23 protein-coding genes and 1 pseudogene are annotated in these 24,951 nt (G+C 73.4%); 8 read left to right on the forward strand and 16 right to left on the reverse strand.

Going from position 1 to position 24,951, the window contains the following annotated elements:
• Window position 1 precedes the first annotated feature (1 nt).
• Together gnd and OG956_RS05215 are read left to right on the forward strand one after the other, a co-directional pair.
• Window positions 2-880: a phosphogluconate dehydrogenase (NAD(+)-dependent, decarboxylating) gene (gene gnd / locus OG956_RS05210; protein ID WP_330336754.1), complete on the forward strand. Its 879-nt coding sequence runs from the start codon at window positions 2-4 to the stop codon at window positions 878-880.
• 6 nt (window positions 881-886) lie between these two features.
• Entirely contained in the window at window positions 887-1,474 is a 588-nt protein-coding gene (locus OG956_RS05215) for a histidine phosphatase family protein (RefSeq protein ID WP_330336755.1), read from the forward strand.
• Window positions 1,475-1,538: 64 nt separating this feature from the next.
• Here OG956_RS05215 and OG956_RS05220 read toward each other — a convergent pair whose 3' ends face one another.
• Entirely contained in the window at window positions 1,539-3,326 is a 1,788-nt protein-coding gene (locus OG956_RS05220) for a bifunctional sugar phosphate isomerase/epimerase/4-hydroxyphenylpyruvate dioxygenase family protein (RefSeq protein WP_330336756.1), read from the reverse strand.
• A gap of 32 nt (window positions 3,327-3,358) precedes the next feature.
• Window positions 3,359-4,252, reverse strand: a complete 894-nt coding sequence (locus OG956_RS05225; RefSeq protein WP_330336757.1) for a shikimate dehydrogenase — start codon at window positions 4,250-4,252, stop codon at window positions 3,359-3,361.
• A 165-nt stretch (window positions 4,253-4,417) separates the two neighbouring features.
• Between OG956_RS05225 and OG956_RS05230 the strand changes: the two genes are divergently transcribed.
• Complete coding sequence (locus tag OG956_RS05230; RefSeq protein ID WP_330336758.1) at window positions 4,418-5,083, forward strand: TetR/AcrR family transcriptional regulator; 666 nt, start codon at window positions 4,418-4,420, stop codon at window positions 5,081-5,083.
• Between the two features lie 199 nt (window positions 5,084-5,282).
• On the forward strand, window positions 5,283-6,641 hold the full coding sequence (locus OG956_RS05235; protein WP_330336759.1) for an MFS transporter: 1,359 nt from the start codon (window positions 5,283-5,285) through the stop codon (window positions 6,639-6,641).
• 18 nt (window positions 6,642-6,659) lie between these two features.
• On the opposite strand, the gene OG956_RS05240 is transcribed toward OG956_RS05235, so the two are convergent.
• From OG956_RS05240 to OG956_RS05250, 3 genes are all read right to left on the reverse strand, one after another.
• Window positions 6,660-7,001, reverse strand: a complete 342-nt coding sequence (locus tag OG956_RS05240; protein WP_330336760.1) for a VOC family protein — start codon at window positions 6,999-7,001, stop codon at window positions 6,660-6,662.
• An 85-nt stretch (window positions 7,002-7,086) separates the two neighbouring features.
• Complete coding sequence (locus OG956_RS05245; RefSeq protein WP_330336761.1) at window positions 7,087-7,668, reverse strand: potassium channel family protein; 582 nt, start codon at window positions 7,666-7,668, stop codon at window positions 7,087-7,089.
• 153 nt (window positions 7,669-7,821) lie between these two features.
• Window positions 7,822-8,418 (reverse strand): TetR/AcrR family transcriptional regulator, encoded by a 597-nt coding sequence (locus OG956_RS05250; protein WP_330336762.1) that lies wholly within the window; start codon window positions 8,416-8,418, stop codon window positions 7,822-7,824.
• 105 nt (window positions 8,419-8,523) lie between these two features.
• Between OG956_RS05250 and OG956_RS05255 the strand changes: the two genes are divergently transcribed.
• Complete coding sequence (locus OG956_RS05255; protein ID WP_330336763.1) at window positions 8,524-9,402, forward strand: NAD(P)-dependent oxidoreductase; 879 nt, start codon at window positions 8,524-8,526, stop codon at window positions 9,400-9,402.
• A 48-nt stretch (window positions 9,403-9,450) separates the two neighbouring features.
• On the opposite strand, the gene OG956_RS05260 is transcribed toward OG956_RS05255, so the two are convergent.
• Complete coding sequence (locus OG956_RS05260; protein WP_330336764.1) at window positions 9,451-9,897, reverse strand: PPOX class F420-dependent oxidoreductase; 447 nt, start codon at window positions 9,895-9,897, stop codon at window positions 9,451-9,453.
• Window positions 9,898-10,446: 549 nt separating this feature from the next.
• On the opposite strand from OG956_RS05260, the gene OG956_RS05265 reads away from it, so the two are divergent.
• Window positions 10,447-11,679 carry a serine hydrolase domain-containing protein gene (locus OG956_RS05265; protein ID WP_330336765.1) on the forward strand — a complete coding sequence of 411 codons (1,233 nt, stop codon included), beginning with the start codon at window positions 10,447-10,449 and terminating at the stop codon, window positions 11,677-11,679.
• A 58-nt stretch (window positions 11,680-11,737) separates the two neighbouring features.
• Here OG956_RS05265 and ribA read toward each other — a convergent pair whose 3' ends face one another.
• Complete coding sequence (gene ribA / locus OG956_RS05270; protein ID WP_330336766.1) at window positions 11,738-12,409, reverse strand: GTP cyclohydrolase II; 672 nt, start codon at window positions 12,407-12,409, stop codon at window positions 11,738-11,740.
• Window positions 12,410-12,447: 38 nt separating this feature from the next.
• Here ribA and OG956_RS05275 point away from each other — a divergent pair, with 38 nt between their 5' ends.
• Window positions 12,448-13,236, forward strand: coding sequence for a creatininase family protein (locus tag OG956_RS05275; RefSeq protein ID WP_330336767.1), 789 nt, complete (start codon window positions 12,448-12,450; stop codon window positions 13,234-13,236).
• Window positions 13,237-13,661: 425 nt separating this feature from the next.
• On the opposite strand, the pseudogene OG956_RS05280 reads toward OG956_RS05275, so the two are convergent.
• The 5 genes and pseudogenes from OG956_RS05280 to OG956_RS05300 all read right to left on the reverse strand — a co-directional run.
• Window positions 13,662-14,777: pseudogene (locus OG956_RS05280) on the reverse strand (lysylphosphatidylglycerol synthase transmembrane domain-containing protein); the annotation flags it as partial.
• Window positions 14,774-15,868: a class I SAM-dependent methyltransferase gene (locus OG956_RS05285; RefSeq protein ID WP_330336768.1), complete on the reverse strand. Its 1,095-nt coding sequence runs from the start codon at window positions 15,866-15,868 to the stop codon at window positions 14,774-14,776. The pseudogene OG956_RS05280 and the gene OG956_RS05285, both read right to left, overlap by 4 nt.
• Entirely contained in the window at window positions 15,865-17,070 is a 1,206-nt protein-coding gene (locus OG956_RS05290) for a glycosyltransferase family 4 protein (RefSeq protein ID WP_443065664.1), read from the reverse strand. The genes OG956_RS05285 and OG956_RS05290 overlap by 4 nt, the downstream gene beginning before the upstream one ends.
• Window positions 17,043-17,441 (reverse strand): 6-pyruvoyl trahydropterin synthase family protein, encoded by a 399-nt coding sequence (locus tag OG956_RS05295; protein WP_330336769.1) that lies wholly within the window; start codon window positions 17,439-17,441, stop codon window positions 17,043-17,045. The genes OG956_RS05290 and OG956_RS05295 overlap by 28 nt, the downstream gene beginning before the upstream one ends.
• 111 nt (window positions 17,442-17,552) lie before the next feature.
• A complete protein-coding gene (locus OG956_RS05300; RefSeq protein WP_330336770.1) occupies window positions 17,553-18,542 on the reverse strand; it encodes a zinc-dependent alcohol dehydrogenase in 990 nt (329 codons plus the stop codon).
• Between the two features lie 107 nt (window positions 18,543-18,649).
• Here OG956_RS05300 and OG956_RS05305 point away from each other — a divergent pair, with 107 nt between their 5' ends.
• Entirely contained in the window at window positions 18,650-19,441 is a 792-nt protein-coding gene (locus OG956_RS05305) for a CDP-alcohol phosphatidyltransferase family protein (protein WP_330336771.1), read from the forward strand.
• An 83-nt stretch (window positions 19,442-19,524) separates the two neighbouring features.
• Here OG956_RS05305 and OG956_RS05310 read toward each other — a convergent pair whose 3' ends face one another.
• From OG956_RS05310 to OG956_RS05325, 4 genes are all read right to left on the reverse strand, one after another.
• Window positions 19,525-20,640 (reverse strand): protein kinase family protein, encoded by a 1,116-nt coding sequence (locus OG956_RS05310; protein ID WP_330336772.1) that lies wholly within the window; start codon window positions 20,638-20,640, stop codon window positions 19,525-19,527.
• A gap of 241 nt (window positions 20,641-20,881) precedes the next feature.
• Complete coding sequence (locus OG956_RS05315) at window positions 20,882-21,607, reverse strand: YcnI family copper-binding membrane protein (RefSeq protein ID WP_330336773.1); 726 nt, start codon at window positions 21,605-21,607, stop codon at window positions 20,882-20,884.
• A gap of 34 nt (window positions 21,608-21,641) precedes the next feature.
• The gene (locus OG956_RS05320) at window positions 21,642-22,352 is read right to left on the reverse strand and encodes a hypothetical protein (RefSeq protein ID WP_330336774.1); all 711 of its coding nucleotides are present in this window, start codon (window positions 22,350-22,352) and stop codon (window positions 21,642-21,644) included.
• A gap of 361 nt (window positions 22,353-22,713) precedes the next feature.
• Window positions 22,714-24,612: an adenylyl cyclase gene (locus OG956_RS05325; protein ID WP_443065529.1), complete on the reverse strand. Its 1,899-nt coding sequence runs from the start codon at window positions 24,610-24,612 to the stop codon at window positions 22,714-22,716.
• Between the last annotated feature and the right edge of the window lie 339 nt (window positions 24,613-24,951).

A 24,951-nucleotide genomic window follows, 5' to 3' on the forward strand; every position in this document is an offset into this window, starting at 1 on the left:
CATGCAGCTCGGTCTCATCGGTCTCGGCAAGATGGGCGGCAACATGCGCGAGCGGATCCGCCGCGCCGGCCACCACGTCATCGGCTACGACCGCAATCCCGAGGTCTCCGACGTCAAGTCCCTCGCCGAACTGGTGGAGAAGCTGGAGGCGCCGCGCCATGTGTGGGTGATGGTCCCGGCCGGCACCGCCACGCAGACCGTCATCGACGAGCTGGGCGATCTGCTGGAGCCCGGCGACACGGTGATCGACGGCGGCAACTCCCGCTGGACGGACGACGAGAAGCACGCCGCCGCGCTCGGCATCAAGGGCATCGGCTTCGTCGACGCCGGTGTCTCCGGCGGTGTGTGGGGCCTGGAGAACGGCTACGCGCTGATGGTCGGCGGCGACAAGCAGCACGTGGAGCCGCTCCAGCCGATCTTCGACGCGCTCAAGCCGGAGGGCCCGTACGGCTATGTGCACGCGGGCCGGGTCGGCTCCGGTCACTTCTCCAAGATGGTCCACAACGGCATCGAGTACGCCATGATGCAGGCGTACGCCGAGGGCTGGGAGCTGCTGGAGAAGGTCCACTCGGTGGAGAACGTCCGCGAGGTCTTCCGCTCCTGGCAGGAGGGCACCGTCATCCGCTCCTGGCTGCTCGACCTCGCGGTCAACGCCCTCGACGAGGACGAGCACCTGGAGAAGCTGCGCGGCTACGCCGAGGACTCCGGCGAGGGCCGCTGGACGGTCGAGGCGGCCATCGACAACGCCGTCCCGCTGCCCGCGATCACCGCCTCCCTCTTCGCCCGGTTCGCCTCCCGGCAGGACGACTCGCCGCAGATGAAGATGGTCGCCGCGCTGCGCAACCAGTTCGGCGGCCACGCGGTCGAGAAGAAGGACTGACCCGCCGTGGGCGACCTCTTTCTCGTCCGCCACGGTGAGACGGAGTGGAGCAGGTCGGGACAGCACACCAGCTACACCGACCTGCCCCTGACCGGGCACGGCGAGGAACAGGCCAAGTCCCTCGCCCCGCTCCTCACCGGCCGGGCCTACGCCCTGGCGCTGTCCAGTCCGCTGGGCCGCGCGCTGCGCACCGCCGAACTGGCGGGCCTCGTCGGCGTCGTACCCGATCCGGACCTGCACGAGTGGGACTACGGCGGCTACGAGGGCATCACCACCGCCGAGATCCACCGCACCCGGCCGGACTGGGACCTGTGGACCGACGGCGTGCCGCCCGGCCCCGAGGGCCACCCCGGCGAGTCACCGGAGCAGATCGGCGCCCGCGCGGACCGGGTGCTGGCCCGCGTGTCCCCGGCGCTCGCGGAGGGGGACGTGGTCCTCGTCGCCCACGCCCACTTCCTGCGGGTGCTCACCGCCCGCCGGCTGGGTCTGCCGCCCGCCGAGGGCCGGCTCTTCCAGCTGGCCACCGGCACGGTCGGCCGGCTGTCGACCGAGCACGGCCGCCCGGTGATCGCCGAGTGGAACAGACGGCCGTAACCGCCCGTCGTCGCGGCCCGGTCCACTTCCGGTGGGCCGGGCCGCAGTCGTCCGGCGTCTCTTTTCAGCGCCGTCCCGCGTGCTGGGCGGCCAGCCGCACGGGTGCGTTCGCGGCGCCGTAGCCCTGGTAGCCGGGGTCGCGCTGGACGAGTTCGAAGAAGACCCGGCCGACGGTCTCGGTGTAGCAGTGGCGGAAGGCGCCGCCGGGGTCCCGGTCGTAGAGGATGCCCAGGTCGCGGTAGGCGTCCAGCTCGGCTTCGGGGAGGTCGTACCGGGCGGCGAGGTCGTCGTGGTAGTTGGCCGGCACCGGCAGCAGGCGGCCGCCCGCGGCGCGGAACGCGCGGGCGGCGGCGACCACGTCGTCGGTGGCGAGCGCGATGTGCGCCGCGTGCACGGTGTCGTCGGTGGGCGCCGCGCCGACGCCGAGGGCGATTCGGACGCTGCCGTCGGCGGTGGTGACCGCGCGGCTGCGCATCAGGCCGTACGGGTCGGCGAGGTCGACGCTCTCGTGCGCGGTGAGGCCGAGGACGCTGCGGTGGAAGAGGGCGGCCTCGTCGAAGTGGTGCCAGGGCTGGGTGAGCGCGAGGTGGTCGATGCGGGTGCGGGTGGCCGGGCCCGCGGGGGTGTCCGTCAGGTCGGCGAAGTCGGCCCGCCAGTCGGGGAGTCCGGGGCGGCCGGTGGCGCAGAAGAACAGTTCCGTGCCGTCGGGGGCGGCGACGGCCTCCAGCGGGGCGTCCCCGGGGGCGCGGCGGCGGGGCAGGACGGGGGCGAGCAGGGCTTCCGCGCGGCGGGCCGCTGCGGCCGGGTCCGGTGACTCGAGGCCGATCGCGGCGAGCCGGGTGCCGTCGCGGCGGGCGCCGGCGGCGGTGCTGACCAGGACGCGGGCCTCGCCGCGCTGCCACAGGTCGACGGGCTTGCCGCGGTGGCGGGCGGCGCGGGTGAAGCCGAGCGCGGCCAGCAGGGCGGTGACGGGTTCGGCGTCCGGGGTGAGGAGTTCGGCGAAGGCCACCCCGGTGGGCACGACGGGCGGCGGCAGTTCGGCGGCGCCGGCGGCCTCGCGCAGGAGCAGCAGGGAGCGGTGGGCGTCGACGGCGGTGGGGCCGGCGTCGGCCTGCCGGAAGACGTCGTTGAAGACCTCCAGGGACAGCGGGCCTTCGTACCCGGCGGCGAGGACGTGCCGCAGCAGCCCGGCCAGGTCGAAGCCGCCCTGGCCGGGGAAGCAGCGGTAGTGCCGGCTCCACTGCAGGACGTCCATGGCGAGCAGCGGGGCGTCGGCGAGCTGGAGGAAGAAGATCTTCTCGCCGGGGATGTCCTCGATGCCCTTGGGGTCGCAGCCGCGCGAGAGGATGTGGAAGCTGTCCAGGCAGACGCCGAGCGCCGGATGCCCGGCGGCCTCGACGATCCGCCACGCGTGCTCGTAGGTGTTCACGTGCCGTCCCCAGGCGAGCGCCTCGTACGCCACCCGGACCCCGGACTCCTGCGCCAGATCGGCCAGTCGGGCCAGCTGGCCGGCCGCCCGTGCGTCGTCGTCCACGGCGTCCGGCGACACGCTGGAGCACACCAGGACGGTGTCGGCGCCGAGCCGGTTCATCAGCTCGAACTTGTGCCGGGCGCGCCGCAGGTTGCGGGCGAAGACGTCGTCCGGGACGCCCTCGATGTCGCGCATCGGCTGGTAGAGGTCGATGCTCAGCCCGAGGTCGGCGCAGCGGGCCCGGATCTCCTCGGGTGCGAGCGGGCAGGCGAGGAGATCGTTCTCGAAGATCTCCACCCCGCCGAACCCGGCCCGCGCGGCGGCGGCGAGCTTCTCGGTGAGGGTGCCGCTGAGCGAGACGGTGGCGATGGACGTGTGCATGCCTGTGCTCCCGGTCGTGCCTGTGTTCCTGGTCATCCGACGGCACTCCCCGTGCGCTCGACGCCCACCAGTTCCTCGAAGTCGTCGAGCATCCGGCCGCTGTCCGGCTCTCTCCCCGTGAACAGCCGGAAGGCGTCCGCGGCCTGGAACACGGCCATCCCGCCGCCGCCCAGAACGGCGCAGCCCCGCGCGCGGGCGGCCTTCAGCAGTTCCGTCTCCAAAGGCCGGTACACCACCTCGGCGACCCACAGTCCGGGATGCAGCAGCCCGGCGGGCAGCGGCAGCCCGGGGTGCGCGGCCATACCGGTCGGTGTGGCGTGCACGAGCCCCCCGGCGCCGCCGGCCTCGGCCAGCAGCTCGGGCAACCGGTCGAGCGTCGCGGCCGCGGCCCGGCCGGGGCCCACGTGCCGTACCAGGGAACCGGCGAGGGCGGCGGCCCGCTCGGGCGCGGCGTCGACGATCGTGACCCGCTCCGCGCCCAGGGTCAGCACGGCGTGGGCCACGGCCGCGCCCGCGCCGCCCGCGCCGAGCTGCACGACCCGCTCCAGCGGGGCGTCGGGCAGACCACGGGCGAAGGCCGCGGCGAATCCCGTCACGTCGGTGTTGTGGCCGACGGCGCGGCCGCCGTCGAAGACCACGGTGTTGACCGCGCCGAGCGCCTCGGCCCGCGGGTCGAGCGCGTCGAGGTGGTCGATGACCAGCTGCTTGCAGGGGTGGGTGATGTTCAGCCCGTCGTAACCGAGGTCGCGGGCCGCGCGGACGAGGTCGCCGACCGCCTCCGGCGCCCGCCCGAGGACGTCGAGGTCGAGGAGCCGGTAGAGGTAGCGCAGGCCTTGCCGGTCCGCCTCCCGCTGGTGCAGGGCGGGGCTGAGCGAGGGGCCGATCCCGGCCCCGATCAGCCCGACGAGATACGAGTCCTTGGCCACGTGACCCTCCCGGGGGCGGAGCTAATGTACGAACCAGTACGTTAGCTATAGCAGCCGCCCGGGCACGCACGGAAGACCCCGGCGTCCTCCGGCGGCCTGCTTCTACAATCACCGGCACGCACACGAGCGCACGCCGCCAGGCGTTCCCCGGCCCGAAGGACAGCGATGACCAGCGTCGAAGAACCGGTACGACCCGGGGGACGGGTGCGCGACGCCGCCCGCACCAAGGCCGAGATCATCGACGTGGCCACGCAGGAGTTCGCGCGGGCCGGCTACGACGGCGCCCGCGTCGACGAGATCGCGGCCCGCACCCGCACCACCAAGCGGATGATCTACTACTACTTCGGCGGCAAGGAGCAGCTGTTCACGGCCGTGCTGGAGCGGGCGTACGGGGTGATCCGGGACGCCGAGCAGCAGCTGGACGTCGAGCACCTGGACCCGGTCGCGGCGATCCGGCGGCTGGCGGAGCTGACCTTCGACCACCACGAGCGGCACCCGGACTTCATCCGCCTGGTCAGCATCGAGAACATCCACGGCGCCGAGCACATCGCGGCCTCCGAGAAACTCGGCAGGATCGGCTCGCCGGCGCTGGAGGTGATCCGCCGGATCCTCACCGCGGGGCAGGAGTCGGGGCTGTTCACGGCCGATGTGGACGCGGTCGACCTGCACGCGATGATCAGCTCGTTCTGCTTCTTCCGGGTCGCCAACCGGCACACCTTCGGCGCCCTGTTCGGCCGGGACCTGGTGGACCCCGCCCAGCGGGAGCACTACCGCACCATGCTCGGCGACATGGTGATCGCCTACCTCACCGCGGAGCGCACGGCCGGCTGACGCCCGACTCGCGTCGCGCCACAGGGACTTCCGCACGGTCTCTTGACAGCGGGGAAACACGCGCGCAACATCCCACCCAACCGCCACTAACTATCCAGTGGGTTAATTAGCCGCCGAGATCCGGCCCTCCGCCCGCTCCCTCCCCCGTCGCCCACCGCGCCCTTCCGTAGGGTGGGGTTTCCCCCGAAGGAGCACCGCCGTGTCCGTCCCCACGCCAGCGCCCGCCGCCGACGCCCCTCCCGGCCAGCCCTGGAAGGCGGCGACGGCCGCCTGGATCGGCAGCGCCCTCGAGTACTACGACTTCTTCGTCTACGGCAGCGCCGCCGCCCTCATCTTCCCGAAGGTGTTCTTCGACTCCTCCGACCCGGCGACCGCGACCCTGCTGTCGCTCGCCACCTTCGGCGTCGCCTACGCCGCCCGGCCGCTGGGCGCGCTCGTCCTCGGGCACGTCGGCGACCGGCTCGGCCGCAAGAAGATCATGGTGTTCACGCTGCTCCTCATGGGCCTGTCGACCTTCCTGATCGGCTGTCTGCCCACCCGCGCCCAGGCCGGCTCGCTCGCCCCGGTGCTGCTGGTGCTGTGCCGGGTGCTGCAGGGCATATCGGCGGCCGGCGAGCAGGCGAGCGCGACTTCCATGAGCCTGGAGCACGCGCCGCCGGACCGGCGGGGCTTCTTCACCAGCTTCACACTCAGCGGCACCCAGGGCGGCCAGCTCATCGCCACCCTCGTCTTCATCCCCGTCTCCCGGCTTCCGGAGGACCAGTTGCTGTCCTGGGGCTGGCGGGTGCCGTTCTGGCTGAGCGTGGCGGTGGCGGTGGCCGGCTACGTCATCCGGCGCCGGCTGCGCGAGACCCCCGCCTTCGCCCGGCAGGCGGCGCGCGGGGGCGTGGTCCGGCTGCCGCTCGCGGTGCTGCTGCGGGAGCACTGGGCGGACGTGCTGCGGGTGATCGCGGGCGCGCTGATCGCCTCGGTCAGCACGGTCTTCACGGTGTGGGCGCTGGCGTACGCCACCAGCGACGCGGTCGGCATGTCCCGTACGTTCATGCTGTGGGTGGGCGCGCTGGCCAACGTCGCCGCGCTGGCCGCGATCCCGCTGTGGGCCACACTGTCGGACCGGATCGGGCGCCGGCCGGTGTTCCTGGCCGGCGCGGTGGGCAGCGCGGCCGCGATGGCCGGGTATCTGTGGGCGATCTCCACCGGCTCCCGCCCGCTGACCCTCGTCCTCGGGATCGTGGCCTTCGGTCTGGTCTACAGCGCCGCGAACGGGGTGTGGCCCGCCTTCTACGGCGAGATGTTCGCGACCCGGGTCCGGCTGTCGGGCGTGGCCGTCGGCACGCAGACCGGTTTCGCGGTGGCCGGGTTCGCGGTCACCTTCGCCGCCGGGATCGCCGGTCCGGGCGGCGACGACTGGTCGGCGGTGGCCCTGTTCACGGCCGCGCTGTGCGTCCCGCCGGCCCTGGCCGCCCTCACCGCCCGCGAGACCCACCGGGTCCCGACGGAACTGCTCGGGGAGCGCGCGGACCGGCAGGACGCGCGAGCGGAGCGGATCACGGCCTGAGACACGGGCGCGGGGCTGCTACGGCCGCGGGTGGCGGGGCTCGTACAGGGCCAGTTCGCCGCCGCCCGGCAGGCGCAGGGCGGTCACCCGGCCCCAGCGGGCCTCCTCGACCGGCCGGGTGAACTCCACTCCGCGCTCGGCGAGTTGCCGCCGTGTCGCGTCCAGGTCGTCGCACATCAGCATCAGCTCGTGCGCCGGCTCACCGTCCGTGGGGTGTACGGCCGCCTCGGCGGGCGGCGCCTGGAAGATCAGCCATCCGTGGCCCGCGTCGACGTGCGCCCATCCGAGGGTGTCGCGCAGGAAGGCGCGGTCGGCCTCCGCGTCCCGGCTGTAGAGCACCACATGTGCACCGTTGATCACGCGCGGAGGCTAGTGCGGCGAGCGGGCCCGGGCAAGCACCGGCGGCCGCGCCGGCCGTCGCGGAGCGGGACACACGCAGGGACCGTCACTCCGGCGGCTCCCGCCCCTGGTGGCGCAGCCCCACCCGTACCGCGCCCGTGAGCACCCGGACGGCCACGCCCGCGAGCAGCAGACCGCCGGCCATCTGGCACATCGCCAGCACCCTGCCCGCCTGGGACACCGGGGTGATGTCGCCGAAGCCGACCGTGGCGAACGTGCTGAGGGTGAAGTACAACGCGTCGGTTCTGGTCAGGTGTGTGCTGAAGGAGCCGGGCACGGTGTGTTCGAGCACGTAGTAGCCGCTCGCGAAGAGGACCAGATACAGGACGACCGTGACGGCCACGGCCTCGACGGCCTTCAGGCGCGGCGAGGGCGACCGGGTGATGAGCCACATCTCCCACCCGAAGAACAGGCCGGCCATCAGCAGGCCCCCGACCAGGACCAGCGCGTCGGCGTCCACGCCGTGCCAGGCCAGCGGCAACAGGTAGTACGCGGCGACGAGGGCGACCGCGAGAACGGCCGACCGGGCGATGGACAGGGCCGTGGCTCCGGGCCCCGGAGCGCCGGGAAGCGGCCGATCCCGCCGCGGTGGGCTCGGCCGCTTCCCGGCAGCCCCAGGATCGGTCATCTCGCGCCTCTTCGTCCGCTCCGCCGGGGCCATTGGCGGCCTCGGCACCCATCCCCCATCGTCGGCGTTCCGCCGAGCCGCGGTGCGCGCGCTGCGCCGGATGGAGGAGCCGGAGGACGACATGGCGGGGAAGACGCTCACCCGCAAGGGGGATCAACGGTCCCGGGCCACCGCCGCGTCCAGCAGGGGGCCGAGTTCCCGTACGGCCGTGGTCAGGGGCCGTACGTCCTGTTCGGCGCGGGCCATCAGGATCGCGCCCTCCAGCGTGCTGATCATCAGCGTGGCCAGGGACTCGGCGCGGGCCTCGGGCACGCCCATGCCGGCCAGCGCCTCGGCGAGCGGGGTGCGCCAGGTGGTGAAGGCGGCGGCCACGGCCTCGCGGGTCGAGCCGCCGGCGGAGGCGCAGTCGACGGTGGCGGCGGCGACCGGGCAGCCGGTCGCGAAGCCGTGCGCCGCGTACTCGTCGGTCCACTGCGCGACCATCGCCGCGAACAGACCGCTCGGCGTCGGCTCCTGGAGCCCCGCGAGGAAGCGCGCGATGCGCTTGCCGGCGTACCGGCCGGCCCAGCCGACCGCCTCGTTGACCAGTTGTTCCTTCCCGCCCGGGAAGTAGTGCTGGAGCGAGCCGCGCGGTGCGCCCGCGTGTGCGGCGACCTCGCGCATGCCGGTCGCGGCGACGCCGTCGCGCCGGATGAGCTGGGCCGCGCTGAAGACCATCCGCTCCCGCGGCCCGTGTCGCGCCTCGCTCATGCGCCGCCCTCCGATTCGTCTCTCCCCACTCTATGACCGGCGTCATAACGGCCGCTACTATGACAGCCGTCATAAGGTTGGGTCCGGGAGCGGAGGACGGTCGCCGTGAACGTCGGTTTCATCGGTCTCGGGGTGATGGGCCGCCCCATGGCACAGCGCCTGGCGTCCGCCGGCACTCCGCTGGTGGTCTGGAACCGCACCCCGGAGCGCGCCGCGCCGCTGCGGGAAGCCGGGGCGAGGGTCGCCGCGGACGCCGACGAGGTGTTCGCCGGGGCGGAGGCCGTCCTGCTGATGCTGGCGGACGAGACCGCAGTCGACACCGTCCTCGGCCGCGGCACGCCGGCGCTGGCCGCACGGGTCGCCGGGCGCACCGTCGTCCACATGGGCACCACCTCCCCCGAGTACTCCCACGCCCTGGAGACCGACGTCCGCGCGGCCGGCGGCCGGTACGTCGAGGCGCCCGTCTCCGGATCACGGGTGCCCGCGGAGGAGGGGCAGCTGGTGGCGATGCTCGCCGGGGAACCGGACGCGGTGGACGCCGTACGGCCGCTGCTCGCGCCGATGTGCCGGGAGACGTTCGTGTGCGGCCCGGCGCCGAGCGCGCTGCTGATGAAGCTGGCCGTGAACCTCTTCCTGATCACCCAGGTGACCGGGCTGACCGAGGCGTTCCACTTCGCCGAGCGGCAGGGCCTGGACCGGCGGCTGTTCCTGGACGTCCTCGACGCGGGGCCCATGGCCAGCGGCGTGTCCCGGATGAAGGCGCCCAAGCTGTTCGGCCGGGACTTCTCGGTGCAGGCGGCCGCGCTGGACGTCCTGAAGAACAACCGGCTCATCGCCGAGGCGGCCCGCAAGGCGCAGCTGGCCTCGCCGCTCCTCGACGTCTGCCACACCCTGTTCGAGGAGACGGTGGCGCAGGGGCACGGCGCCCAGGACATGGTCGCCGTCCTGCACGCCATCGAGACGCGGACCGCCGAAGCGTCGTGACGGGGAACCGGAGCGGGCCGGCGCTTCCGGGCCGGGAGCCGGGGCGGGTCAGCGCTTCGGGATGCCGTACACCCTCTCGACGTGCAGCCGTACCACCAGGCGGCGGTCGCGGACCATGGCCGCCCGGTAGTCGTCCCAGTCCGGGTGTTCGCCCTGGACGTCCCGGTAGAGGCGGATCAGTTCCTCGACGGTGTCGTCGTGCGGGTCCTCGGCGACCGGGGAGAGGTCGGCCGTGCCCTCGGCGACGGTGTACGCCCAGCGGTCGGCGCTGGTGACGTGGTAGGAGGCGCGGGGGTCGCGGCGCAGGTTGCGGGTCTTGGCGCGGTCGTCGGTGACGGAGATCCGGATGACGCGCTCGTCGGGGTAGTAGGCGTGGGTGACGTTGGACAGCTGGGGGCGGCCGTCGCGCTTGAGGGTGACCAGGGTGCCGGCGTGGCCTTCGGAGAGCAGGCCGAGCAGCGCGTCCTGCGCGGGTGCCGAGGTGTCTTCGCTCATGGCACGGTCAACTCCCTGGAACGGGCCTCGCATTCCCCCGCGCCGGCCGCGTCCGGCCCCCGGCCGACGGCCGGCACACGGAGCGCGCGACACCCGACCGGCTCCGGTGGACGGTGTCTGCGTACGCACGCGCTCCTGGGCGCCGCCGGGGAACCGGTCCGGCCCTGCCCGCCCCGGCGGCCGTCGCGGCGCTGGGCGTGCCCTCGGCCCGCAGGCTGCCGACAGCGACGAGGCGGTACCGGGGACCGGCGTCGCCTCCCCGGCGCCACTCACCACGCCTCGCCCGGTGCAGGGCGCCACCGCGCACCGGCCGGCGACGGCTCGCTGCTCGGGGGCGGTCACCACCGTGTGCCGCCGGAGGTCACGGCGACCGTGCGCTGACCGGGGCGCGGGTGGCGATCGCGGGCCGGAGGCGGCCGTAGGCGTCGTGTCGATCACAAAAACCGCTGATGAGCGGGTGCGTGACGGGGTTTCTGGGCGACGATGGAGCAGCGGATGCGTTCCGGCGGGACGCCGGGGGCGTCGCGGACGAGCGACCGGAGGAGAGCGATGGCACGGCTGCGGCAGGAAGTCGACCCGGCTGAGGCGGGGCTGGACGAGAAGGCGCTGGACCGGCTGGACCGGTATGTCACCCGCCTCGTCGACGACGGGCGGCTGCCCGGCTTTCTGGTGGCCCTGGCGCGCGGCGGCCGGATCGCCCACCTCACCACCTACGGCCGGCGCGACGTCGCGGCCGGGCTGCCGGTCGAGGCGGACACGCTGTGGCGGATCTACTCCATGACCAAGCCGGTGACCGCCGTCGCCGTGCTGCTGCTGGTGGAGGAGGGCCGGCTGTCCCTGGACGACCCGCTCGACCGGCACCTGCCCGCGTTCGCCGACCCCCGGGTGTACGTGGACGGATCGGGTGCGGACATGCGCACCCGCCCGGCCGGCGGACCGATCCTGATCCGGCATCTGCTCACCCACACCGCGGGCATGACCTTCGGTTTCTACCACCGGCACCCCGTCGACGCCCTCTACCGCGACTCCGGCCTGGAGTACTCGGTGCCGCCCGGCGCCGATCTGACCGAGACCACCGAGGTCTACGCGCGGATGCCGCTGCAGTTCGAGCCGGGCACGCGGTGGAACTACTCGGTCGCCTCGAACGTGCTGGGCCGGGTTGTCGAGGTGGTGTCGGGGCAGCCGCTGGACGCCTTCTTCGCCGAGCGGATCCTGCGTCCGCTCGGCATGACCGACACCGGTTTCCACATCGAGCCCGGACCGTCCGAACAGGCGGGCAGGCTGGCCGAGTTGTACGGCGAGACGGACGACGGCGGCATCCAGCCGGTGCCGGGACTGCCGGTGCACGGCCGGCCGAGGTTCCTGTCCGGCAGCGGCGGCCTGGTCTCCTCGGCGTACGACTTCCACCGGTTCATGGAGATGCTGCGCCGGGGCGGTGAACTCGACGGCGTCCGGCTGCTGTCCGCGGACAGCGTCGGGCTGATGACCCGCAACCAGCTGCCCGGCGACGCGACATTGCGGTCCTTCGGCGCGCCGGTCCACCAGGAGCCCGGCAACGACGGGCTCGGCTTCGGCTTCAACGTCTCGGTGGTCACCGACCCCTCCCGCACCCTGGCCCCCTCCAGCCCCGGCACCTACGGCTGGACCGGCGCGGCCACGACCGCGTTCTGGGTGGACCCGGCCCATGAGCTGACGGTGCAGTTCATGACGCAGGTGCGCCCGAAGACGCTGAAGGTCTTCCCCGAGCTGCGGCGGCTGGTCCACGAGGCCCTGCGGGACTGACCGCCGCGGCGCCCGCCGCCCATGGGGGAGGCGGCGGGCGGTCCGGTCGACGGCCCGCTCAGGAGCCGTGGGCGACGGCGTCCAGGTGGGGCAGGATGTGGTCCAGCCGCTCCCGCTTGGTGCGCAGATACGTGATGTTGCTCTCGCACGGCTCGATCAGCAGCGGCACCCGCTCGGCGACCTGGATGCCGTGCCGGACCAGCGCCTCCCGCTTGCGCGGGTTGTTGGACATCAGGCGGACCGAACGCACCCCGAGGTCGTGCAGGATCTCGGCGGCGATGCCGTAGTCGCGGGCGTCGACGGGGAGACCGAGCGCGAGGTTCGCCTCCACCGTGTCCAGGCCCTCCGCCTGCAGGGCCATGGCGCGCAGCTTGGCGAGCAGTCCGATGCCGCGGCCCTCGTGGCCTCTCAAGTAGACGACGATGCCGCTGCCTTCGGCGACGACGGCACGCAGCGCGGAGGCCAGCTGGTCGCCGCACTCGCAGTGCCGGGAGCCGAACGCGTCGCCGGTGAGGCATTCGGAGTGCAGCCGGGTCAGCACGTTCTCGGTGCCGATCTCGCCGTACACCAGGGCCACTTGCTCGTCACCGCGGTCGTGGTCCAGGTAGCCGATCGCCTGGAATTCGCCGTACACGGTGGGCAGCGGTGCGTTCACGACGCGTTCCGCGCCCGAACGCCGCGGGGACTTCTTGCCGAGTACGCCCATGTTGACGCCGGTGTTTTCTGTCATGATCTGATTCCTAAACAGAGACGAAAGGCCATGAAAAGATGAGTGGTTCGGGCGCGCGTGCGGCGGCAGGCGAGGTGGCGTACGGCGTGGCCTGCGGCGTGTTGCCGACGGACACCACGGAAGACGTACGGACCCGGGGCGCGGAGGTGTCAGCACAGGTCGCCGTCCTTCCCGTCGGCAGTTTCGAACAGCACGGTCCGTACCTTCCGCTGGCGACCGACACGCTCGTCGCCTGCGCCGTGGCGCGGGAGATCGCCGCCGCGTACCCGGTGCACCTCCTTCCTCCGGTGACGGTCTCCTGCTCGCACGAGCACGCGGACTGGCCGGGGACCGTCAGCATCTCCTCCGTGACCCTGCATGCGGTGGTCCGTGACATCGCGGCGTCGCTGCGCCGCTCGGGCGTCGAGGCGCTGGTCGTGGTCAACGGGCACGGCGGGAACTACGTCCTGGGCAACGTCGTCCAGGAGGCCTCCGCGCGCGGTGAGCGGATGGCGCTGTTCCCGGCCGCGGAGGACTGGGAGGCGGCGCGGGAGCGGGCGGGGGTGCAGACATCGCTGCTCACCGACATGCACGCGGGGGAAATCGAGACCTCGATTCTGCTGCACGCTCATCCCGAATTCGTCCGCCCTGGTTACGAGTCCGCCGATTTCACCGCTGACGACCGTCGTCATCTGCTCACAGTTGGAATGTCCGCCTACACCGAATCGGGCGTCATCGGCCGTCCTTCCCTGGGATCCGCGGAAAAGGGGAAGGAACTCCTGGCGAGCCTGACGGAATCCTTCGAGCCGTGTTTCACGCTGCTCACGTCCGACGAGGCCCGCGGGTAGCCGGTTCCGGGGCCGCTGGTCCCGGCGGTCGCGGAGGGGTCCGCCGGGACGGTCGGGGGGCTGCCGGCGGAGGTGGCCGCGGCGCCGGGCGCGGGGCTGGCCGGAGCCTTGTCCGCGGGACTGGCCGAAGCCTTGTCCGCGGGGGTGATTGGGGTGCCGCCGTCCGCCGGGGTGGCAGGCACCGGTGCCGCCTCAGCGGTCCGGGGGCCGGCCGCCGGAGTGGTCGACGCCCCGTCCGTCCGGGCGGCGGGGGCCGTGTCCACGCGCACGGCGGGGGCGGTGTCCGCGTCGGCGGGCGAGGCTTCGTCCGGCGAGGCGACCCGTGTGCGGAGGCCGGCGTACCAGCGCGCGGCCAGGACGACGACGCCGGGCAGGCTCGCCACGAAGCTCAGCACGCCGTACACCACGGCGACGGCGACTCCGGTGCTCGCGCCGAGTCCCGCGGCGCCGAACGCCCAGGCGGTGACGCCCTCGCGGGGGCCGAAGCCGCCGACGTTCAGCGGCAGGCCCATGGCGACCAGGGCGAGGACCGCGAGCGGCACCAGCTGCGCGACGGAGGCGGCGGAGCCGGCGACCCGGGCGGCCACGGCGAACATCGCCAGGTGCCCGGCCAGTACGACGGCGGAGGACAGCGCGATGCCCGGTCCGCCGTGGCGGGAGAACAGGCCCCGGCGCGCCTCGCCGAGCGCGGCGCGCAGGCCACCGGTCCGGCGGGAGGGCGCCCGGTTCATCCGTACGGCGAGGCCGACGGCGAGCGCTCCCGCCACGGCGAGGGCCGCCAGCGGGGCGAAGTCGCGGGCCTGGGCGCGGACCGGGGAGGGCAGGGTCGGCAGCACCGCCACGGCGAGCGCCGCCAGCGCGAGCTGCCCGGCGACGCGTTCCAGTACGACGGCCTTCACGCCGCGCCGCAGGTCTCCGGCGCTCTGCCCGTGCCGGACCGCCCGGTGCACGTCGCCCAGGATCCCGCCGGGCAGCGCCGCGTTCAGGAACAGCGCCCGGTAGTAGTCGGCGACGGCGGCGCCCAGCGGCAGCCGGATGCCCAGGCCGCGGGCCACCAACTGCCAGCGCCAGGCGCTCAGGACGGTGGTGACCACGCCGATCGCCAGCGCGGCCAGCACCGTCCCGGTGTCGATCCGCCGCAGCCCGTCCACGAGCACGCCCGTGCCCAGCCGCCACAGCAGGGCCCCGAGGATGAGGGCACCGGCGAGGGTGCCGAAGTGCGTACGCAGCGTGTGCAGGGCGGGGCGCCGGGCGGTGGGGGGCTGGTCGGGTGCGGGCGACGCCGGCGACGGCCCGAGCGCTCGCCGGAGCGGGGCCGGCGCATCGGACGTCACGGCGTGTGGCTCCGACGGCGAGGGCGGCGGATGCGGAAGCCCGGTGCCGGCCTCGTGGATCGCCCGCACCGCGCCGGTGTCGGGTACGCGCGCGTGAAGGGTGCCGACGCCGTACGCACACGCCTCGGCGGGGCCGCCGCCGTGCACGCGCGCGTGCGCCGCGTCCCTGCCGCCCACGCGCGCGTGGCCCCCGGTCCCGGTGTTCATGACGCTCCGCCCGTCGGCCGGGGCAGGGCCAGCAGGTCGCTGTGGTGGACCACGACCCGCAGTTCACCGGCGGCACAGGCGGCGAGCCGGTCCCGCAGATACCGCTCCGCACGCTCGCGCAGTCCGGGCCGTTGCTCCACGGCCGCGCCCACCCAGCCGCGCAGCCACTGCTCGGTCAGCGCGGACTCCTCGGGGCCGAGCCGCCACGGGCTCGGATGCACCCGTACGGCGGCCCCGCGCGCGGCGAACGCCTCGCAGGCCACGGTGACCGCGTCCGGTCCGAGCATCCCGTTGCGCCGCTGATGGGCGTTGAACGCCTCGGCGATGTCCCTGTCCAGGGGGTCGTCCGGGGTGAGTTCGACCCGGCCGGCCACGGACAGCGTGAGCAGCGCGGGGCAGCCGGCCCCGGCGCAGGCGTCGGCGAGGGTGACGACCTCCTCGCGGGTGAGCACGTCGAGCAGCGCGGAGGCGGTGACCAGCGACGCCCCGGCCAGCGCGTCCGGTGTCAGCCGGGCGACGTCGCCGCGCCGGGTCTCCACGGTGACGCCGCTGCCGTCGGCGGCGGAGCGCGGAGAGCCCACGGCGGCGAAGTGCAGCAGGTAGGGGTCGTGGTCGTGCAGGATCCAGTGCTGTGCGCCGGCCAGCCGGGGCGCGAGCCAGCGGCCCATCGAACCGGTGCCGCAGCCCAGGTCGTGCACGGCCAGCGCGCCGCCCTGGCCCGCGCAGCCGGCCAGCCGGGCCCGCAGCGGGTCCAGCAACTCCTCGGCGCGCGCGGCCGCGTCGGCCCCCTCCCGCAACCGCAGCCATTCGGGCGCGTACCGGGGCGGCTCCTCCGGCTCGCCGTCGCGCAGCCGTACGGTGGCCCGCTCCCCGGGCCGCCCGACGGGCCCGGCCCCGGCGACGACGGACGCACCCACGCCCGGCTCCACGTCACCGGCGGCATCACCCTCGCCCCCGGGGGCGAGGGAGCCGCGGACGCCGCTCTCCCGGATGTGAGCGGCGGCACCGGACTCCCCGGCGCCGTTCGCCGCCGTCCCCTGGGCCGCCGGGATGCGCGGCGTGACGTTCGTCGTGGTCTCCGGCGTGGTCATGCCGCCCTCCTCGGGGCTTCGGGCAGGCGGGCGAGGACGCCGGCGAGGCTGCGGGCCGTGGTGGCCCAGCCGTCGAGGGCGGCGCGGCGGCCGCGGGCGGCGGCCTTGAGCCGGCGGCGTACGTCGGGTTCGCTGAACCAGCCGCGCAGTTCGGCGGCGAGCGCTGCCGGGTCCTCCGGCGGGACGAGGATGCCGGGCACCCCGCCGTCGGGGGCGCGGCCGACCGCCTCCGGCACTCCGCCGACGTCGGTGGCGAGGACGGGGATGCCGCGGGCCAGGGCCTCGGTGACCGCCATGCCGTAGGTCTCGGCGTACGAGGTGAGCACCATCAGGTCGGCGGCGGCGTACGTGGCGTCGAGGTCGGCGCCGGAGCGGGGTCCGGTCAGGTGCAGCCGGTCGGCGAGGCCGTGCCGGGCGATCAGGTCCCGCAAGTGGGCGACGTACTCCGGGTCGTGGCCGAGTCCGCCGACGAGTTCGCACGTCCACGGCAGGTCCCGGACCGCCGCGAGGGCCTCCACGAGCCGGTGCTGGCCCTTGCGCGGGGTGACGGCGGCCACGCACAGCAGCCGGGAGACGCCGTCGGTGCCGGGTGCGAGGGGCGCGATGTCGGCGCCGGGCACGGCGACGTGCACGCGTTCGGGGGCGAGTCCGTGGTGGGAGACGAGCCGCCGTACGGCCCAGTCGCTGGTGGCGACGACGGCGGGCGCGGCGCGCAGCACGGCGCGCTCGCGGGCGTCGAGGTCGGCCGCGACGGCCGGGTCGAGGCCCGTCTCGTCGCCGAGCGGGAGGTGGACGAGCACAGCCAGCCGCAGGCGGTCGGCGTGCGGGGTGACGATGTCCGGAACGCCGCAGGCGACGAGCCCGTCGAGCAGCACCACGGCGTCGTCCGGCAGGTCGTGCAGGGTGCGGGCGAGACGGTCGCGGGCGGCCTGGTCGGGGCACGGCCAGGCGCCGGGCGCGGCATGGCGGGTGACCTGCCAGCCGAAGCCGGGCAGGTCCAGGCAGACCCGGCGGTCGTAGGCGTTGCCGCCGCTGGGCGCGGCCGGGTCGTCGACGCCGCCCGGCACGACGAAGTGCACCGTGCGAAGGGACATGGGGATGATTCCGGCCTTCTCGGCAGTGGTGGGCTGTGCCGGGACGTACGACAGCCGGGCCCGCCGCGTGATCGCCCCGGTCACAGGCCACGCTCGTAACTCGCCCAGGCGATGTGCGACTCGTGCAGGGTGACGGTGATGCCCGCGAGCCCCTTGGCGCCCTCCCCGAGGGCGCCCTTGTGGACGCGTTCGGCGAGCCGGTCGGCGATGACCTTGGCGAGGAACTCGGTGGAGGTGTTGACGCCGGCGAACTCGGGTTCGTCGTCGAGGTTGCGGTAGTTCAGCTCGGCGGTGATCAGGCGCAGTTCCTGCGTGGCCAGTCCGATGTCGACCACGATGTTGTCCTCGTCCAGCTGCTCGCGGCGGAAGGTGGCGTCCACGAGGAACGTGGCGCCGTGCAGACGCTGCGCGGGCCCGAACACCTCGCCGCGGAAGCTGTGGGCGATCATGATGTGATCGCGGACGGTGATGCTGAACAACGGACGACCCTCCAGGTACGACGCGTCTGGTCCCCCTGCCCTTACCCGTCGGGGGATGCCGTGTAGTACGGCTCTTCGGTTCCCCGTGTTCAGCTCACTCTCACTCTTTTCTCAGGTCAGGCCCGTCTCGGCGTACCGGATCCGGTGGCACAGGGCGGGGATCTCGCCCGAGGCGAGCTTGGGCATGAGGTCCGGGAGTTGTTCGAAGTCGCTCTCCCCGGTGATGAGCGCGTCCAGTGCCGGGTCGGCGAGCAGGTCGAGGGCGAGCGCCATCCGTTCGGCGTAACCGCGTCCGGCCCGGGCGGCCGGGGCGACCGTGCCGACCTGGCTGCTGCGCACGGTGAGCCGCCGGGAGTGGAAGGCCTCGCCGAGCGGCAGGGTGACACGCCGGTCGCCGTACCAGCTCAGTTCCACCACCGTACCCTCCGGGGCGAGGAGTTGCAGGGCGCGGGTGAGACCGGCCTCGGTGGCGCTCGCGTGCACGACGAGGTCGCAGTCGCCGAGGGCGCCGTCGGGCGTCGCGAAGTCCACGCCGAGCGCCTCGGCCGTCTCGGCGCGGGCGGGGTCGGCGTCGACCAGTTGCAGCCGTACGCCCGGGAAGCGGGCCAGCAGCGCGGCCACCGAACAGCCGACCATGCCGCCGCCGACCACCGCGATCCGGTCGCCGATCAGGGGCGCGGCGTCCCACAGCGCGTTCACGGCGGTCTCCACGGTCCCGGCGAGCACGGCCCGCGCGGCGGGAACCGTCTCGGGCACGACGGTCACGGCGTTCACCGGAACGGCGTAACGGGTCTGATGCGGATACAGGCAGAACACGGTCCGCCCGACGAGGCCCGCCGGCCCCTCCTCCACCTCGCCGACGCTGAGGTAGCCGTACTTCACCGGAGCCGGGAACTCGCCCTCCTGGAACGGCGCCCGCATCACTGCGTGTTGGCTCTGAGGAACCCCGCCGCGGAAGACCAGCGTCTCCGTGCCGCGGCTCACCCCGGAGTACAGGGCGCGCACCACGACCTCGTCCTCGCCGGGCTCAGCGAGCGTGATGTCGCGCAGCTCACCGAGGCCCGGTGAGCGGAGCCAGAACGCGCGGGCCGAGCGGTTCATCGGCATCCTCCTGAACAGTAGGGAAGTTGTTCACGTACCGAGAAGTGCACAGGCCGCGCACAGTACGCGGCGTTGATCGACTCTGTCACTCGGCCGGAGGGTGTGCGGTGGCCCTGAACAACACGTATGACGCCAGGCCCCAGCAGGAGACCGCTGTCGGAGCGGGCATACAGCTCCTGCTGCTGGCTCTGCTCGGCACGGCGATAGGCATGGGGCCGGCCGGCTGGCTGACGGGCCTGGCGTTCGCGCTCGCCACCTGGGCGGTCCTGGCCCGGGCCCTGCACCGCTCCTGCCTGCGCTCCTTCGGCCCCGCCAACCGTGTCACGCTCGGCCGGGCCACCCTGGTGGGCGGGGTGACGGCGCTGGTCGCGGACTCCTTCGAGAGCGCACCGCCGGTGACCCTGCTGGTCGGCCTGACCGCGGTCGCCCTGCTCCTGGACGGCGTCGACGGCAAGGTGGCCCGCCGCACCGGCACGTCGACCGCGCTCGGCGCGCGCTTCGACATGGAGGTCGACGCGTTCCTGATCCTGGTGCTGAGCGTGTATGTGTCCATGCAACTCGGCCCGTGGGTGCTGCTGATCGGCGGGATGCGCTACGCCTTCGCCGCCGCGGCCCGGTTCGCCCCCTGGCTGAACGCCCCGCTCCCGCCGTCCTTCGCCCGCAAGACGGTCGCGGCGATCCAGGGCATAGCCCTGCTCCTGGCGGGCTCCGGCCTCCTCCCCCACCTGGTGAACCTCACCATCGTGGTCCTCGCCCTGGGCTCGCTGCTGTGGTCCTTCGGCCGGGACATACGGTGGCTGTGGCGCACCTCGCGGCGTACGCCGGCGGCGGCGGAAGCGGCGGAAGCGGTCCAGCCGGAGGCGGCGGAGCCGCGGTTGGTGGGGCTGGGGGCGAGGTGAGGGCGGGTACGGATGTGCTCTGGGCCGCGCGCGAGGGGCGGGGCGAGGGCTCGGTGCCCCTGTGCCAGGTCCGGGGCGAGCCCTCAGCGCGCCGGCGCAGGCCCGGCGGCCTCCAGTGCCCGTCTGACCTCGGCGGCGGGGAACGGCGTCCGCTTACTCCGCGTGAGCAGCCGGTGGTGGAAGTCGTCGAGGACGATCGCGTGCGGCGCATGCCGGTCGAGGAGCGCGGCGAGACCGGACGGCACACTGCCGGGCCGGCGCCCCGCAGCCCAGGCGCGCAGGAACGCGCCGGGTTCCATCCCGCCCCGCACGTCGTCGGGGAGATGATGCCGCAGCAGGTGGGTGGGGGCGTAGGACCGGTCGTACACCAGATGCCCGGCAAGGAACTCCCGCTCGGGCCCGGACAGTTCGAAGTCCCGGCTCAGGGCGAGCCCGAAGTCCGCGAAGTACACCTGGCGGCCGTCGGTGAGCAGGTTGTCGAAGTGCGCGTCGAAGTGCACGAGCCCGCGGCCGCTCATGAACTGCGTGCCCCGCACCAGCGCCTCCTCCACCCACCGGTACGGCGACGAGCCGTCTCCGTGCCCCGGCTGCCGGGCACCGCCCGCGTCCCGGGTGTCCTCCGCGCCCCGGGTGTCGCGGAGCCAGGCGGAGAGCGTGCGGGGCACATGCTCCAGAAACAGAACCAGGCTGTACGAGGCCTTGCCGATGGCCTCCAGCCGCCGGCGCACGGCTGGTGACCCGTCCCAGTGCGCGACGGCGCCCTCGATCCCGCCGAACACGTCGGTGAACCCGTCCGGCGGGGAGTCCGGCAGGACCCGCCAGTGGTACAGCAGCGGAAACCCCGCGTACTCGTTCTCCAGCACCCAGCCGGTGGTCATCAGATGCGCGGCCAGCTCCCGCCAGGCGCCGAAGCCCGAGGAGCCCACGCCGTACTGGTAGAAGAGGGGCAGCTCGAAGAGGTTGGCGGTGGACCGGACATGTTCCCCGGCCAGCTCGAGGTCCGTGAGCGGCACGCGTTTGACGAAGACCGGTACGCCCTCGACCTCCATCTCGCCCGACCGGCCGCCGACACCGGACCCGAGCACCGGCGCGGCGGCCACCGCGTCGCGCAGCCGGCGGTCGCTGAACAGCGCCAGCCGCGCTGACACGGCCGCGTGGGCGGACACCCGCGCGGCATGCCCTGACTCGGTCGGATCCATCGGCGCACCTTCGATCGCACTCGCACGGCTCTGCACGCGCCCATCCTGACCACCGCCGAGGCGAGCGCAAGCCGTTTTCGGCCGGGCCCGGCGGGGGGAGGACCGGACCCGAGCGCGGATCACCACCGGTACGGCCCTTCCCCCACGGGGCGCGCGTGGCGCGCCATGACCTGTCCTCGGCCCCCTATCGTGATGCCGACAGGTCTCTATGTCGTCATACCGCCTACGGCCGCTAGGACCGCTACGACCGCGCCGACCGGCTCCGTACGATCGCGAAGGCGCCGGCCGCGAGCCCGAGGACACCGACGACCAGACCGGCGATGCCGAGTCCACGGGCGGTGGAGTCGCTGGCGTCGGGCCCCGCCTTGGCGGTGGCTGTGGCTGTGTCGGTGGCGTTCTTGGCGGGCGCGGAGGCAGTGTCACCGGCGGTGAGCTTCAGCACGGGTGCCGGGTTCTCCGGTTCGTCGTCACCGCCGGCGGCCGGCTCCTCGATCCAGCGCGCGACCTTGCCGTCGGAGTAGGTCTGCAGGGTCTTGAACACCAACGTGCCGGTGTCGTCGGGCAGTTGGCCGAAGGCGACGTTGAAGTCCTCGTACTGCCCGGCGCCGATCTTCCCGCCGCTGAAGGTGATTTCGGAGGCGGCCTCGGTGATGGTGCCGTCGTCGGTCTTGACCGGTGTCTTGAGCTTGGTGGTGGTGACCTTGGCGGTCCAGCCGTCCTGCGGGTGCACGAGCACGCCGAGAACGGGGTGGTCGGTGGGCAGGAAGACCTGCACCTTCGTGGTGGAGGCGCTGTCCTCCTCGTTGGGCACGCGGAAGGTCAGCACACCGTCGGTGGCTCCCTTGGCGTAGCTCTCGGGGTGGACGGTGACATGCGCGGAAGCGGCACCGGCGGCGAGGAGCACCGTCGTGACGGCGAGAGCAGCGACAGCGCCGGCGCGGCGGGCGGCGGGATGCGATGCGGACATGGGTGAGTCGATCTCCGTACGGGTGATGTGTCGTTCAGGGGCAGAGCGAGTACGGGATCGGTGCCGGGGGTCCGCGTCTGCTGACGGCGTGCCGCAGCAGGGTCGGCCGGGGCGGTTCGGGGCCCGCCGGGACACCCGGTGCGGCCCCGGCGGGGGCGGGCAGCGGGGTGTCCCGCCACCAGGCGACGAGCCCGGGCACCAACGTCCCGGCCCGCCGCAGCAACGACCACAGCGCGGCCTCGCCTCGCCACAGCCACCAGGAGGCGACCAGGGCGGCGAGGAGGTGGGCGGCGGTGGCGTAGGCAGTGACGTGCGCGTGGGCGGAGGCGTGGGCGGCCATGCGGAGGTGCATCGCGGACATGGATGCCATCACGTGACCGGACATCGGCGGCGCCATGACATGGCCGGACACCAAGCTCGTGGCCGGGGCGCCGATGGCCCCGCCGTGCCCGGGCATGGCTGCCATACCCGGCAGACCGGCGTGCCCCGAACTGGCGTGGGCTGCGTCGAAGCCGAGGTGCAGGCCCGCCTGGACGAGCAGCATGGCCACGCCGATGCCGGGCAACGAGCGCTCCCGGCCGCCGAGAAGCCAGCCGAGAGCGAGCACGGCGGCGAAGGCGGCCGCGTCGGCCCACAGCGGCGGCATGTCGCCCATGGCGAGCCCGTGCCCGGCGGCGGCGAGCAGCACGCACACCGCGGAAAACACCGCGGCACGCAAACCTCTCACCGCCGGGGACGCGCTCATGGTGAGGGATCCTCCCACGGATGGGTGTTACGTACGGCACCGATGCGCCGTTCACCGCCACGGCGGCAAGCGCGCCTACTCCACTCCCGTCGCGTCGAGCAAACGACACCGACAGCGCGGACTTGCCGGCACACGCCGGGTACAGCTCCAGGCGTGCGCCGACCACCCTGTGCGGTTCACTCAACAAGGGCCGGGGTACGCCAAGGTCCGCGGACGTGCATCGGAGTGCCGGACTCGGCGAAGACCTGGCACCGAGTCCGGCCGCTGCCCTGCGGACTCACATGCGCCTTCAGCGCAACCGACACCCTCGGTGCACGCCTCCCCACCAGCACCTTGTGGGCACTCATGTCTGTGAGGCGGTTCAGACCATGCCGACGCCGTTCGAGTACGACTTCATGTTGTAGGTTCCGAAGCCGTTCTCCACAGGGTCACCGGCGTTGTTGATGCAGTGCAGGATGCCGCCGCCGCCCGCGCCGTTGAGGCAGACGGTCATCAGCGAGGTGAAGACGACGCCCGGGGTGTCGGGGACCTCGTAGGCGCGGTCGGTGTAGATGTTCGCGTTGAGGTTGAAGTAGGCGTAGCTGCCCAGGCCCCACGCGTGGTGCTCGGTGACGTGGTCGCCGACCTTGTAGGCGGCGAAGCCGTTGGTGTTGCCGTGTCTCCAGGCCGACTGTGTCGGGACGTCGTAGGGGTGCTCGTTCTGGAAGAAGTAGGTGCGGCCATGGTTGCCGTTCCAGAGCACCTCGTAGTTCTGGTGGTGCTCGACGAACAGGCCGTAGGTGGTGACCCGGTCGCCGTTGACGAGGAAGCCGACGCCCGCGGGGTTGACCGACCAGCCGACCGTGCCGTCGAGGCCGTGGTCGGCGCGCCAGGCCCAGACGTGGTCGACGATCACGTCGTTGCTGTCGATCTGGATGCTGACCCGGGTGCCGCCGGGGACGGCGCCGCCCATGCGCGGGAAGACGTCGAAGAGTGCGGTGGGGCGGTGCGCGTGGTTCCTGCGGCTGCGGCCGTCGCCCACGCGCAGCAGCACGGGGGAATCGGCGGAGGCGGCCTCGAGGATCACGCCGGCCACGGACGCGTCATCGATGTCGGCGACCTCGATGAGCGAGTTGCCCTTGACTGCTTGGAGGGTGGGCAGGCCGAGGCCGAGGACGACGGTGCCGGGCCGGGTTATCCGCAGTGGTGCGGACAGCGGGTAGATGCCCGGGGTGAGCAGGAGGTGCTTGCCGCGGGCGAGCGCCGCGTTGATGCTCGAGGCGGAGTCTCCGGGGCGGGCGACGTGGAACTCGGTCAGCGGGATGCTGTGGCCGGCGGCCGGTCCGTCGGCCCAGGAGGTGCCGGCGCTGTCGCGGCGCAGCGCGGGCACGAAGACGTGGTAGGCCCCGCGTCGGTCCACGGTCAGGAACGGCTTCTCCCGGATCACCGGGGTGCGGTCGACGGTCGTGTAAGGCGGGGTCGGGAAGGACGTGGCGGGTGCGCCCTGGACGCCGACGAAGACCATGTTCCAGTTGGCGCCGGTCCAGCTGCCGATGGTGTCGTTGCGCGACAGCCACTGCTGCTGCGAGCCGGAGTTGATCTGGCCGTCCACCACGGTGTCGGCCAGGAAGCCGCCGCTGGACCAGCCGTTGCCGGGCGGGCTCGGCATGAGGATCATGTTGCCCTTGACGTGGACGCGGCGCATCGGTCCGGCCTGGGCGACGGCCCAGCGCTCCAGCCCGTCCGGCGGGACGATGGTCAGGTTCTCGGCGGCCCGCCAGAAGTCCTGGGTGCCGTTGCCGCCGAACCACTGGGCGTCGACGGTGACATGGCCGTTGATGACGACGTCCTCGGGGCTGGCGCCGAGCCCCAGTACGTGGGTGTAGAAGCCGACGTTGATCTCGACGTTGTACGTGCCCGGCTTGAACGCCAGGGCGTACCGCTCGGTGCCGAACTGGTTGGACTGCTGGACGGCGAACACGGCGTCGATCTGCGCCTGGATCGCCGCGTCGCCCATCGATGTGTCGAAGACCAGGACGTTCGGCCCCAGACCGGCCGTGCCGTGGCCGTCCGTGCCGCCGGCGGAGGCGGGGGACGACGCGAAGGCGGATCCTGCGGTGGCGCCGGCCAGCGGCACCGCTGCGGCAGCGGCCGCCGCTCCGCGGAGCAGGGCACGGCGAGAGGGAATCACGGACACGGCTCTCCCTGAAGGTGGTGGGCAATCGGGACCGCGGCTGGTCCCCAACCGCGAGAGAGCGCTCTCAGCCAGGGAGTGAATCATCGCCGGTATGCAGCGTCAATAAGTCTGCACCAATAAGGCGTTCGGGCAGTGTCGGGTGGTCGGCTGCCGTGGCGGCCCCAGCGCGAGGACCGCGCCTGACCGCCTCTCGTCCGTCCGGACGGAAGCCGTTCCCCTCGGTCTCGGACCCCGCACCACACGCCTGCGCAGCTGTGTCACGGCGCCGAATGCGTGAAGTGCGTGAGGGAACGGAGAGCCCCATGTGAATTGGCGTGGCGCTTCAGGTGTTATTCGCCACAGCAGTGCTGCAAAGCATCGGGGTCGAGAAGTCGCGACGCGGCCCGCACCTACGGCGTCACAGGCGCTCGTATGCATGACATG

The sequence above is a fragment of the Streptomyces sp. NBC_00557 genome (genome assembly GCF_036345995.1).
Lineage (GTDB): Bacteria > Actinomycetota > Actinomycetes > Streptomycetales > Streptomycetaceae > Streptomyces.